At 31.0% G+C, this 13,092-nt stretch carries 13 protein-coding genes; 7 read left to right on the top strand and 6 right to left on the bottom strand.

Features of this window, described 5'->3' with window-relative positions; genetic code table 11:
• Positions 1-3: 3 nt before the first annotated feature.
• Positions 4-822, bottom strand: a complete 819-nt coding sequence (locus Q0881_RS02495) for a glycogen/starch synthase (RefSeq protein ID WP_299156629.1) — start codon at positions 820-822, stop codon at positions 4-6.
• A gap of 96 nt (positions 823-918) precedes the next feature.
• On the opposite strand from Q0881_RS02495, the gene panC reads away from it, so the two are divergent.
• From panC to radA, 5 genes are all read left to right on the top strand, one after another.
• Positions 919-1,764 carry a pantoate--beta-alanine ligase gene (panC, locus tag Q0881_RS02500; RefSeq protein ID WP_299156631.1) on the top strand — a complete coding sequence of 282 codons (846 nt, stop codon included), beginning with the start codon at positions 919-921 and terminating at the stop codon, positions 1,762-1,764.
• A gap of 50 nt (positions 1,765-1,814) precedes the next feature.
• Positions 1,815-2,165, top strand: coding sequence for an aspartate 1-decarboxylase (gene panD / locus Q0881_RS02505; RefSeq protein WP_299156633.1), 351 nt, complete (start codon positions 1,815-1,817; stop codon positions 2,163-2,165).
• 2 nt (positions 2,166-2,167) lie between these two features.
• The gene (locus Q0881_RS02510; protein WP_299156634.1) at positions 2,168-3,109 is read left to right on the top strand and encodes a lysylphosphatidylglycerol synthase transmembrane domain-containing protein; all 942 of its coding nucleotides are present in this window, start codon (positions 2,168-2,170) and stop codon (positions 3,107-3,109) included.
• Positions 3,110-3,179: 70 nt separating this feature from the next.
• A complete protein-coding gene (locus Q0881_RS02515; RefSeq protein WP_299156636.1) occupies positions 3,180-3,548 on the top strand; it encodes a hypothetical protein in 369 nt (122 codons plus the stop codon).
• Between the two features lie 107 nt (positions 3,549-3,655).
• Entirely contained in the window at positions 3,656-5,017 is a 1,362-nt protein-coding gene (gene radA / locus Q0881_RS02520; protein ID WP_299156638.1) for a DNA repair protein RadA, read from the top strand.
• Here radA and Q0881_RS02525 read toward each other — a convergent pair.
• Positions 5,014-7,206, bottom strand: a complete 2,193-nt coding sequence (locus Q0881_RS02525; RefSeq protein ID WP_299156639.1) for a transglycosylase domain-containing protein — start codon at positions 7,204-7,206, stop codon at positions 5,014-5,016. The genes radA and Q0881_RS02525 overlap by 4 nt on opposite strands.
• Before the next feature lie 420 nt (positions 7,207-7,626).
• Between Q0881_RS02525 and dcm the strand changes: the two genes are divergently transcribed.
• Together dcm and Q0881_RS02535 are read left to right on the top strand one after the other, a co-directional pair.
• The gene (dcm, locus tag Q0881_RS02530) at positions 7,627-8,859 is read left to right on the top strand and encodes a DNA (cytosine-5-)-methyltransferase (protein WP_299156641.1); all 1,233 of its coding nucleotides are present in this window, start codon (positions 7,627-7,629) and stop codon (positions 8,857-8,859) included.
• Positions 8,860-8,891: 32 nt separating this feature from the next.
• Positions 8,892-9,689 (top strand): TdeIII family type II restriction endonuclease, encoded by a 798-nt coding sequence (locus Q0881_RS02535; RefSeq protein ID WP_299156643.1) that lies wholly within the window; start codon positions 8,892-8,894, stop codon positions 9,687-9,689.
• A 301-nt stretch (positions 9,690-9,990) separates the two neighbouring features.
• On the opposite strand, the gene Q0881_RS02540 is transcribed toward Q0881_RS02535, so the two are convergent.
• The 4 genes from Q0881_RS02540 to Q0881_RS02555 form a co-directional block, all read right to left on the bottom strand.
• Entirely contained in the window at positions 9,991-10,800 is an 810-nt protein-coding gene (locus Q0881_RS02540) for a hypothetical protein (RefSeq protein WP_299156645.1), read from the bottom strand.
• 77 nt (positions 10,801-10,877) lie between these two features.
• Positions 10,878-11,846, bottom strand: a complete 969-nt coding sequence (gene arsM / locus Q0881_RS02545; protein WP_299156646.1) for an arsenosugar biosynthesis arsenite methyltransferase ArsM — start codon at positions 11,844-11,846, stop codon at positions 10,878-10,880.
• Positions 11,847-11,848: 2 nt separating this feature from the next.
• Positions 11,849-12,271 (bottom strand): DoxX family membrane protein, encoded by a 423-nt coding sequence (locus Q0881_RS02550; RefSeq protein WP_299156647.1) that lies wholly within the window; start codon positions 12,269-12,271, stop codon positions 11,849-11,851.
• On the bottom strand, positions 12,271-13,086 hold the full coding sequence (locus Q0881_RS02555) for a purine-nucleoside phosphorylase (RefSeq protein WP_299156649.1): 816 nt from the start codon (positions 13,084-13,086) through the stop codon (positions 12,271-12,273). The genes Q0881_RS02550 and Q0881_RS02555 overlap by 1 nt, the downstream gene beginning before the upstream one ends.
• Positions 13,087-13,092 lie beyond the last annotated feature (6 nt).

Genomic DNA, 13,092 nt, shown 5'->3' on the forward strand with positions numbered 1-13,092 from the left:
TTATTATTCGCTTAATTCTAAAACGTTTTCTTTATAAAATTCTAAATATGCCTCTGTTAAAGTTTCTTCTGATTGAAATTCTAAGATTTTAGTATCTTTTTCGTTAATGAAACTTTCAATTTCATCAGGCAAAACTTCACTACCTTTTACAATAGCGTCTGAGTTTTCAATAGCACTTTTTAAAATGTTTATATAGTTTGGTGTTTCTACAGTTGATACTTTAGCTCCTTCAATTTTGTCAAAACGAATTTTATTTGCTAACTCACCGTTTAATTCACCATCGAAATTATTATTGTAAAGCGAAGTTACAATCTTACTTTCGGCAAACAATGGTTCCTCTTTATAAAATTCTCTTAAATATAAAGGAAGTAAAGAAGCCATCCATCCATGTACATGGATAATGTCGGGAGCCCAGTTTAATTTTTTAACTGTCTCTACAACTCCTTTGGCAAAGAAAATCATACGTTCGTCATTGTCGTCAAACAACTTATCATCTTCATCAGAATAAACAGCTTTACGCTTAAAGTACTCATCATTATCAATAAAGTATACTTGCATCCTTTCTTTCGGAATTGAAGCCACCTTGATAATTAAGGGCATATCCATGTCATTGATAATTAAATTCATTCCCGATAAACGAATAACTTCATGTAATTGATGTCTTCGCTCATTTATAACCCCAAAACGAGGCATAAAAATACGTGTTTGAACTCCTTTAGAATGTGCATTTTTAGCAACGTTAAATGCAGTAGACGATAATTCTGTTTCAGGTAAATAAGGTGTTACCTCTGATGAAACATATAATATTCTCTTATCCTTCATTAAATCTGTCTCTTTTATTGAAGATGCAAAAATACGAAATTTTATGCTAAAATGGTGTTAAATTGCTAATTTTGCACGTATTCCAACGATTAAAGAATGAAAATATTCAAAAATAAATTAGAATTAAAAGATTTTTTGTCAAAGCAAAAGAAGGAAGGGAAATCAATAGGTTTTGTTCCTACGATGGGCGCTTTACATGAAGGTCATCTATCGCTTGTAAGAAAAGCAAAGGAGAAAAATGATATTTCAGTAGTAAGTATTTTTGTAAATCCTACTCAGTTTGATAATGAAGAAGACTTATTAAAGTATCCTAAAACATTTGATAATGATGTCAAATTATTAGAAAGTGTTAATTGCGATGTACTTTTTTTTCCATCTGTAGAAGAAATATATAAAGACAATATAGTGTCTAATAATTTTAATTTTGATGGTTTAGAGCATCAAATGGAAGGTAAATTTAGAGATGGACATTTTGATGGTGTAGGTACCATAGTAAAAGCATTGTTTGAAATAGTAGAACCAAATATTGCTTATTTTGGAAAAAAAGATTTTCAACAATTACAAATTATTAAAAAACTAGTTAAAAAATATAAAATACCAGTTAAAATTAAAGGTTGTGTTATTTATAGAGAAGATGACGGCTTAGCGATGAGTTCGAGAAATGCACGTTTAACAAAAGAACATAGAAAAACGGCGCCATTTGTTTATAAAACTCTAAAGAAAGCAAAGAAAAAATTTGGTATAAAAAACGCAAACGAGTTAACAGAATGGGTTAAGAAACAGTTTAAAAAGCAAGTTTTATTAGAACTGGAGTATTTTACTATTGCAGATGAAAAAACATTAGAAACAGCAACAGTTATTGAATCAAATAAAAAATACCGTGCTTTCATAGCCGTTTTTGCAGGGGAGATTCGTTTGATTGATAATATTCGTTTGAAATAAATTCATCAATAACAACTTATTAATTATCAAAAAACAACTATTTTTGCCCTATGTTAGTTCAAGTAGTAAAATCTAAAATCCACCGAGTAAAAGTTACTGGTGCCGATTTAAATTATATAGGAAGTATTACCATTGATGAAGATTTAATGGATGCAGCTGGTATCATAGAAGGAGAACGAGTTCAAATTGTGAATAACAATAATGGAGAACGTTTAGAAACCTATGCAATTCCAGGGCCAAGAGGAAGTGGTGAAATCACATTAAATGGTGCAGCTGCAAGAAAAGTAGCTAAAGGAGATGTGTTAATTTTAATTGTTTATGCTTTTATGGAATTAGAAGAAGCTAAGAAATTTAAGCCTTCTCTAGTATTTCCAAATGAAACAGATAATACCCTTACTTAATTTTGAATATTAAAAAAACTTTAAAAATTATATTGCCTCTCGTTTTGGGAGGTTTTTTAGTTTGGTATATGTTTACAAAAATACCACCAAAAGATTTATTAGAATATTTTAAAAATGCGAATTATTGGTGGATAGCTTTAGGTTTGTTTTTTGGAGTTTTAAGCCATTTGTCTAGAGCGTATCGTTGGAAGTTTTTATTGGAGCCAATGGGATATAAACCTAGATTTGTGAATTCTACACTGGCTGTGTTGATAGGTTATTTAGTTAATTTATTATTGCCTCGCGCAGGTGAAATATCACGTGCAGCTGTAATGACTAGTTATGAAAGTATTCCTTTTGAAAAAGGTTTTGGAACTATTGTTGCTGAACGAATGGCGGATTTAATAATGATGCTTATTATTATTACAATTACACTTTTCTTACAGTTTGACTTTATTTATGAACTGCTTATTAAGAATTTTAATCCAATCAAAATACTTTTAATTCTTGGTTTGTTATTTTTAGGATTTGTTATTTTTTCAAGATATGTAAAAAAAGCAAAATCCGGAATAGGATTAAAAATTAAAAACTTTATTTTAAGCTTGTCTGAGGGTGTTACTAGTATTTTTAGAATGAAACAGAAATGGGCTTTTATCTTTCATACTGTATTTATATGGGCAATGTATATTGCTATGTTTTGGGCAACTATTCCAGCGATTAATGGGCTAGAGGTTTCAATAGGGGCTATTTTAGTTGGATTCATTGCAGGAGGATTTAGTATAGCCGCTACTAATGGAGGGTTTGGACTATATCCTGTTGCTGTAGCTGGAGCTTTTACACTATTTGGAATTGCAGAGAAACCTGCATTAGCATTTGGTAGTGTTATGTGGTCTGCGCAAACGCTCATGATTTTAGTTTTTGGCGGGCTAGCATTTTTATTTCTTCCTATTTATAATAAAAAGTAAAAAAAATGTAGGTAGGGTTTTTTAATCGAGAGTCGTTTACTTAAAAATTAGTTTAATTAAACAACATGTCATGATGAAAATAATTAGAAAAACGAGCCTTATTTTAATACTATTAACTTTATTTATCTCTTGCAATAACGATGATAATTTAGTAATTAATGATAGTAATAATCCTTTAAATGCTAAAATTGAATTTAAGTCAGCAAAAGGATTGGATATTGAAGTAATTGGAATAAGTGATGATAAAGAAGCTTCTTATGAATGGGAGGTTGCTGATAAAATAGATCCTAAAGGGCAACGTCATCAAGCTACTAATAATGAAGGAAAAACGAGTTTACATTGGGGGCCAAGATTGGGAGTTACAAAATTTACTTTAATAATTACAAGTAAAAAATATTCAGAACCGATTAAGGTAAGTAAAGAATTTACTAGAACCTAAAAATAGATTGACGATCATAATAAGTAAATAAGTTATTGAAAAAACCAGAGAAATACGCTCTGGTTTTTTTTGTTATATAATATATTTGTTGGATAAACAAAACAATAATGGCGAAGACCAAAACAACTTTTTTCTGTCAAAACTGTGGAACGCAACATGCGCAATGGGTAGGACAATGTAATATTTGTAAAGAATGGAATACCATTGTAGAAGAAGTGTTACAAAAAGAAGAAAAAAGGGATTGGAAAACACCATCAAATACAGAAAAAAGGACATCTAGACCATTAAAAGTAGAAGATATTCAGTTAAACCCAGAAGAACGTGTTGAAACAAAAAATAATGAATTAGATACGGTTTTAGGAGGTGGTATTGTAAAAGGAGCTGTGGTGTTGTTGGGAGGAGAACCAGGAATAGGGAAGTCAACATTATTACTTCAAATAGCATTAAAAATTCCTCAGAAAGTACTGTATGTTTCAGGAGAGGAAAGTCAATCGCAAATAAAAATGCGAGCTGAACGATTAGAAGCAAGTAACTCAAATTGTTTAATTCTTACAGAAACAAATACCCAACAGATATTTAAAAATATTGAAGAGGTGCAACCAGATGTTTTAGTAATAGACTCAATTCAAACATTACATACAAATTCTATAGAGGCATCACCAGGGAGTATATCTCAAATACGAGAAACCTCAGCAGAGTTAATAAAGTTTGCGAAGGAAACTTCAACACCAGTATTGCTAATTGGACATATTAATAAAGAAGGACATATTGCTGGGCCTAAGATTTTAGAACATATGGTAGATGTGGTATTGCAGTTTGAAGGTGACCGAAACCATACCTATCGAATATTACGTTCTCAAAAAAATAGATTTGGTTCTACTGCAGAATTAGGAATTTATGAAATGTTATCTAGTGGATTACGAGAAGTATCTAACCCATCAGAAATATTAATATCTAAAAAAGATGCCGATCTAAGTGGAACGGCTATTGCTTCAACTTTAGAAGGAATTCGACCATTAATGATTGAGATTCAAGCATTGGTTTCAACAGCAGTGTACGGAACACCTCAGCGAACTACAACAGGTTATAATTTAAAACGATTACACATGATTCTTGCCGTACTAGAAAAACGTGCAGGATTTAAATTAGGCGCTAAAGATGTGTTTTTAAATGTAACAGGAGGTATTCATGTAGATGATCCTGCGATTGATTTAGCAGTGGTTGCAGCTATTTTATCATCAAATCAAGATATGGCAATAAACCCGAATGTTTGTTTTGCAGCAGAGGTTGGTTTGGCAGGTGAAATTAGACCAGTATCGAAAATTGATCAACGAATTGTAGAAGCTGAAAAGTTAGGATATAAAACTTTTGTTACTTCAAAGTATAATAAAATTACAAACAAAAATCATTCAATAAAACTCATTTTGGTAAGTAAGATAGAGGAAGCTTTTGCTACTTTGTTTGCTTAATTTTTCTTTTTCTTCTTTCCAAAAAGTCTATTGAAGAAACCTTTAATACCTTTTTCTCTATAGGGAGGACATTTAATTGATGAATAGACTTCTTCAGGGATGTTAAAAGAGGTTAAGTATTTTTTTCTCAGTTCAGGGTTTTTCTCAATCTCTTTAAGAATATTAGCAACTATAGGTAATGCTAATGATGAACCTGAACCTTTTCCACTGTTAAAATGAATATTGTTTTTAGAAGCGCCAACCCAAGTTCCGAGAACAATGTTAGGAGTGTAGGCAACAAACCAAGCGTCAGTATAGTTTTGAGCAGTACCAGTTTTACTTGCTAGTGGACTTTTGATTTTATATGTGCTTCTTATTTTAGAACCTGTTCCCTGTTCAACCGCTTGTTGTAAAATGGCAGTTAAAGTTTGTGTACTTTCTTTTTTAAATATCCTTTCAGTTTTTTGTTCTTTACTTTCATATATAATATTGCCTTGTTTATCGGTAATTTTAGTAATCATATATAAATCGTTCATTTCACCATTATTAGCAAAAGCACCATAAGCTCTTGTTGCTTCAAACAGCGATAAGTCGAGTGCTCCTAAAGCAATAGAAGGAGTATTGTTAGTAAGCTCAGGAAGCTTTAATTTTTTACAGGAATTAACTAACAATTCTTTTTCTAGTTTAAAATAAAGGTTCACACTAGGAATATTCATTGACTGAATTAACGCATACCACAAGGCAACCTTTTTATCAGGAGTTGAATTATGATCTGCATTTTGTGGTTTCCAGTCTCCAAATTTTGAATAAATTTTTTCTTCATTTTCAAAATAATCACATGGTGAAATTCCATTTTCTATAGCAGTAGCATATAAAAAAGGTTTGAAAGCCGAAGCTATTTGACGATGCGATAATACCATGTCAAAAGGAAGTGTGTTAAAATTATTTCCGCCGACCCAACTAATCACAGCCCCATTTTTAGGATTGGTAACTAACACAGAAGCATTCAGCATTTTTGTATAATGCCAAAGGCTATCAATCGTGGTACCAGTAACAGTCTTAGTACTGTTCCAGTCAAAAAGTTTAAAAGTTCTGTTTTGTTTGTCTTGATCAGTAAATTTCTGCTTTTTTAACCATTTTCTTTTTAAAATGTTTGATCGTAGCTCTTTGTTTAATTGTTTTTGTTTTATAATAAGCTGCTTTTTTGCAGATTTTTCAGCTATTTTTTGAATATCGTAATTTAGGGTTGTGTGTATCTTTAAACCATCGGTTTCTAAGTTGTAATTATTGTTTGTACTAGTATTAACGGTTTTTACAATATCAATAGCTTTTTTCTTTATTTGATGTACAAAATAACCAGCCGAAGCATTTATACCAAGATTTTTATAATTAAGTGTAATGGGTAATTTTTTTAAACTGTCAGTAGTATAATTGCTTAAATACGCTTCGTTATTCATTAGTTGAAGAACTGTATTACGACGTTGTAAAGCATTTTTAGGATTCAACCTAGGATTGTAATAGGTGTTGGCTTTTAGTATGCCTACGAGTATGGCAGATTCTTCAGTTTTTAATTCAATAACTGATTTGTTAAAAAACCGATTAGCAGCAGATTCTATTCCAAAAATATTTTCTCCAAATGGTACTGAATTAAGGTATAATTGTAGTATTTCGTCCTTAGAGTATAAACGCTCCATTCGACTTGCTATAATAAGCTCCTTAAGTTTATTTATTGGGAGATTTAAAAAGCCATGATATTGTCTTCCGTAAATGTTTTTAATTAATTGTTGGGTAATGGTACTTCCTCCACCTCCAGAAGCATCTCTCATTAAAATACTTCTAAAAAAAACTCTAGCATAACTTTGGCCGTCGTAACCATTATGCGAGTAAAAACGTTTATCCTCGGTAGCAATTAATGCTTCTTTTAAGTGATTGGGAATTTGTTCTAATTTTACATTTGTTCGGTTTTTAGTAAATGTTTTACCAATAATTATATTATCTGATGAATAAATTAAAGAGGCTTCTTCGTTAATGATAGATGTCAATTCTTTATTGTCTGGTAAACGACCAAATACATTAAAATACACCAGAGAGAATAATAGGAGTACTAAGAGAAGTCCAAAAAGAATTAAGCCTGCCAAATATTTTAATATGAAGGTTAATGTTTTTTTATTTTTAGGCTGAAATTCTATTCCATTTAATGTTTTCATCATACTAAAAACGAATTCTATTTGCTAAAATTGTGGAAGTATTTGTGATTAAGTATTGAGGGTTCTTAGTAGATTAATAAACTTTAGATAATGAAAAATCATACTATAAAACTGATTTTATTAAGTAAGATAGAAGAAGCTTTAGCTATGTTGTTTACTTAAGGTTTCGCTAACGTCTCGGCTATGGTTAGTGCGGGAATTAAAAATTACTGAATTTCCAATTAAGCACTTAGCTAAAACTTTTTATTTTGTTTTATCTTTTTTGTTCATAAAACCAAATCAAAAGATTTGGCGGATTTGGTTAAAAGCTCTAAACTTTAAGTTAAGCACCAAAACCCGTATTAATTATAGTCTTTGTTAGCACACGTTTTTTTATTTCAACTTTAATTGTATTTTTGTAACCAATGTATAAGGTTGTTTAATATGGTTACAAAAGATTATTATTCTTTAAATGAAGTTTCGGAAATTTTAGGAAAAAGTAAAGAAACTCTTAGACGTTGGGATAGAGATGGCAAATTTTCTGCTGTTCGAGAACCTATTAGTCAATATAGAATTTATAAAAAAGAACAGGTTAACTCATTGTTAAAACAATTATCTATTGATTACGAAGATACGGTAGATAATTCTGTTATGCCAATTCAAGATTTTAAGGTTTTAGAATTATTTGCAGGAGCAGGAGGTTTAGCTGTAGGAATGGAAAAAGCGGGTATTAAATGCGTAGCTTTAAATGAAATTGATAAATGGGCTTGTCAAACATTAAGAAAGAATAGGCCTAATTGGAATGTTTTAGAAGGAGATATTAAGTCTTTTGATTTTACAGAATATAATAATCAAGTTGATATTGTTACAGGAGGTTTTCCTTGTCAAGCATTTAGTTATGCTGGAAAAAAATTAGGACTTCAAGATGCTAGAGGAACTCTTTTTTATGAATTTGCGAGAGCAGTAAAAGAAGTTAATCCTCTAATTTGTATAGGTGAAAATGTTAAAGGGTTATTGTCTCACGAAAAAGGAAAGACCATTGAGGGGATGATTTCAATTTTAGATGAAATTGGTTATAATGTTGTTCCTGTGAAAGTTTTAAAAGCAATTAATTATAAAGTTCCTCAAAAAAGAGAGCGTGTAATTTTAGTAGGAGTTCGAAAAGATATTGATGTAAAATATGAATACCCTAAACCGCATAATAAAATTTACAATTTAGTAGATGCACTTAAAAAAGGAGAATTATATAATTGTAATGTTCCTAAATCTGAAGGTTCAAAATATCCTGAACATAAAAAGGCTGTATTAGATTTAGTTCCTCAAAAAGGGTATTGGAGAAACTTACCTTTAGAAATTCAAAAAGAGTATATGGGAAAGAGTTTTTATTTAGGAGGAGGAAAAACAGGTATTGCTCGTAGAATTGGGTGGGATGAACCAAGTTTAACTCTTACTTGTAGTCCAGCTCAAAAACAAACCGAAAGATGCCATCCAGAAGAAACAAGACCATTTACAGTTAGAGAATATGCTAGAATTCAAACTTTTCCTGACGATTGGAAATTTATGGGGTCAGTTTCTCAACAATATAAACAAATTGGAAATGCCGTACCTTGTAATTTAGGAGAAGAAATTGGTTATTCAATTATTAAGTTTTTAAATAATTATTATAGTTCGTTATAAAAATTATACATTTGATTTTAATCAAATTGTATATGTTAACTAATCAAGAGACAAAAGAAATAATTAGAGAGACTGTAAAACAAAGTATAATAGACTTTGCTCAAAGGTCTTTGAATAAAAAAGCTAAATTTCAGATACTTGACTTAATAATACCAAAAGAAAGAAAAATAAGGTCAATTGTTGGAGGTCTTGAAACATCTTTAGGAACAACATTATGGGAGCCTTTGGCTAAAGCTTTAGCTTCAAAAAATGGATTTGAGGTTATTAATCAAAACCTTGAAAGTCCAGTAAATATGCCTTCAAACTTGAGTAATACATTACAGACTATAGTTGATGAGCGTAAAAGGAATAGTGGAGTATATAATGCTATATCTAGTCGAGATGAAATTAAGAGGGTTTGTCAGTCATTCTTAACTAGACCTATAGATTCGTTTGAATCTGCTCCTAAGGGTTTTGGAGTTGATATTTGGTTGAAAAAAAATAATATTAATTATTTTTTTGATACTAAAACAGTTCAACCGAACATAGGTAATTATTCCAAATTTGTTGAACAAATACTCAATTGGTATGCATTTTTTTATTCTCGTTTTCCAGACCAAATGGCGGAAGCTAGAATAGTTTTTCCCTATAACCCACATAATGAGGTTTTTTGGGATAAAACTATGGGGAAAGGAAAACCATTAGAAAGAGACAATGAAGGATGGGTTGAAAATCAATTTTGGAATTTTTGTTCAGGTCTTGAAGATACTTATAGTCTTATAGTAGAATCCTTTATAGAATTGAGAGAAAGTAAGGAATTAGAAGCTGATTTGGATAAAATGCTTAGCTAAGTTGTTGATTTTAATGTGTGCTAACTTGTTTATATGCAGAACTTTGTTCCTAGTATCTGTGTAATTTGGTTCGTTATGCGGAGTTTTTAATAAAATAAGTTCCGTTTATTTTTTCAACTTTATAACATGTAATATAAATAAAGAAGATGTTATAATTCCTTAAAAATCTCCTTTTACTTTTACAAATTCTATCATAATTTCTATAGATATTCTGAATATCTGCTAACTTGTTTAGGAATATAAATCCGTGTTAGCGAAAGATAGCAGAAATTAGGTTAAGAATCAAACCGAATTTAATCGGTTATTTCTTTTTAGGCAACCCCAATATATAATATCCTTGTTTTTTGCCTTTGTAGTTTTTAGCTACATCTACTTTCCAAGTATAAGAATCTTTTTTAAGGCCTTTTAGTAGGTGGTTTTCAATATCTTTAAACGTGTACATTCTTACTAGAGAAGCTTGTCCATCCCAAGCATATACTAAAGGAATTATCGGAATTAAATAGGTAAATAACACTTGTTTAAACGTTAGGTTTTTTACAAAAGGTGTCATAAAAAATACCATTACTACCATAATAACCATAGAAATAGGAAGTAGTAACCACCAAAGTAGGGTAGGGATGTTATTTTCTCCCATTTCATAAATTAATAAAGGTTGTTTATTTTCTTGTGCTGTTTTTAAAATGTTTTTTGCACTTTCGGGTGGCATATGATGAAAACTATTCATCATAGTCTTTAATCCACTGGGTGTGTTTTTAAAGTTTGTTGCGTTTAACGATTCTTGTTGGTAATGTATATTTTCAAGATTAGCGTTGTTAATGTTATTTACTACTGATTTATTCGGATATAAATCGGTTAATAGAAGCTGTATTGGTTCTTTTTTGTTTTTATTAAGTTCTTGTATTACATCAATCATAACACCTCCAGAACCTGAGCCTAAATCGACTATTTGGTTGAAATCGTGTTGTTTTTTAATGCCGTTAATAAGTGAAGCAACAACACTTTTAGTTTTAAACATTTTTAGCAATAAAGCTAGTAGATTGGTAATGCTAGACCTAACAAAAGGAGGGAGCCAATTGAAATCTTCAAATTCAAAAATCTGTATGCGTTTCATAACGTCAGTAATTTTTGATATAAAGGTAAAGAAAAACCCTTGCTGGTTGCAAGGGTTTCTTTATTTTTAGATAAAATTTAACAGCATCCGCCACCATCATAATGATAGGTAGATTCTGAAAAATAAATATCGTCTCTTCCTAAACCTTTTAAAGCCTGTGCTGTTTTATCACAGATAGCTAATGGTTGATTTTTTAATAAGGTATGTCCTAATCCATCATCAAAATAATCTTCATCACCATAATATATAGCAGCTTTCCCTGTAAAAACACAAGGTCCGTCTGCAGGCATAGGGTCTTTAATTGCAGCTACTTCAATAGATTCAATATAAATCAATTCATTCGTAGGATAATTTTTAGGATCTAAAATTCTATAAGGTTTTCTTGCTCTAATTTCTATAGTTCCAAAACCAGCATCGGTTAAGGCTTTTACATAATCTGCAATCGATAAACTTCCGCTTAAACATAAAGCACGCAAACGTTCGTCGTTACGTAATTCATCATTCATTGGTTGTTCGCAAGTAGGATCGCTCATTACTAATTTTCCGTTTGGTTTTAACACACGATACATTTCTGCGATTGCTTTCTTCAAATCGTCAGATTTAAAAATATTAAACAAGCAGTTTTGAGCAGCTACATCAATCGAGTTGTCTTCAACTGGAAGGTTCATGGCATCTCCTTTACGTAAATCAACAAAATCGCTTTTAAACCAATCGTTTTGTTCTTCAGCAATTTTAAAGTTTTTACGAGACGCTTCTAGCATTTCATCAACCACATCTAAACCAATTACACCGCCTTTATTTCTGTTGAAATAAGCAAATTGTAATAGTTCCATTCCACCTCCAACACCAACATATAACATTTTAGGATTGTTTGTTAGATCTCGTGCATGTACCGTAGAACCACAACCGTAGTTCATTTCTTGCATAATACGAGGAATTTTTAATCCTGGTAATTCCCAAATAGGATTTGTTGTACAGCATAAACCAACATCGGGTGTTAGGGCTGCTTCTTTATATACGTTATGTGTAGTATCTAAATAACTCATTTTTATTTTTTTAATTTAGTATCGATCATTGTATCGATAGAAAAAACATCTAATTTTTGGGGTAATATTAATAAACTTACTAAAAGCATGGTTCTATACATTACGTGAGATAAGTCCCAAATAGGATCTTTTAATCCATGCCCAATAGTTACAATAACTAAAACACTAGCCAATGCATATAGTGCATAATCTCTTTTAAAGCCTATAATTAACAAAAATCCAGCAACTAACTCAATAATAGAAGTGTAGTAGGCTGTAAATAACAATAAAAAATCAGGCAGTAAATCGCCATAACTCGATAAGAAAAAGTTTTTGTAAACGGCATCAAGTCCAAATTTAAATACCTTTCCAAACCCTTGAAAAAAGAAAATAAATCCAAGAATTAAACGAATTGTTGTTACTGCTATTTGTTTGTTTCTTTGCATTAAATGGTTTTTACCAATTCTTTAAATAATGTAATCATTTTAGGTTCTGCTTGTCCAGCAATTGCAATTATTTCAGCAATATCAACCGGTTGTAAATTTTTAGGGTCACATTCGTCAGTCAATACAGAAATAGCGGCACATGGTAGATTTAGTTGTTTCGCTACAATTACTTCCGGAACTGTACTCATACCAACAGCATCAGCTTCTAGTATTTGTAACATTCTGTATTCAGCTCTGGTTTCTAATTGGGGGCCAACAACACTAGCATATACACCTTCATGCAATTGTATGTCGTTTGTTTTTGCGATATCTTTCAATAAAGCATTAATTTTTTTCGAATAAGGTTCTAACATGTCGGCAAAGATGTTTCCAAAATCATTAGCTCCTTTAAAAGCTAAGGGAGATCCTCCCTGTAAATTCAAATGATCCTCCAATAACATTAAATCGCCTTTTTTATATGTAAGGTTAATAGCACCTGCTGCGTTAGAAACTAACAAAGTTTGAATACCCAAAGCGTGCATGGTACGAATTCCGTAGGTTACTTCCCATAAATTATAACCTTCATATACATGGAAACGACCAGACATTACCAAAACTTTTTTTCCAGATAAATCTCCATAAATTAATTTTCCAGAATGAAACTCAACGGTTGCTTGAGGAAAATGTGGGATTTCAGAATAAGGAATCTCCTGTTCTATTTCAATTTCATTTACTAGTTTGCCTAAGCCAGTTCCTAATACAATTCCTATTTGTGGATTTGTAATTCCTTTATTTTGAAGAAATTCTTTCGTTTCTTGTAATTGTTGTTGTTTCAAGATTCT

The sequence above is a fragment of the uncultured Tenacibaculum sp. genome, assembly GCF_947494125.1.
In the GTDB taxonomy this organism is placed as follows: domain Bacteria; phylum Bacteroidota; class Bacteroidia; order Flavobacteriales; family Flavobacteriaceae; genus Polaribacter.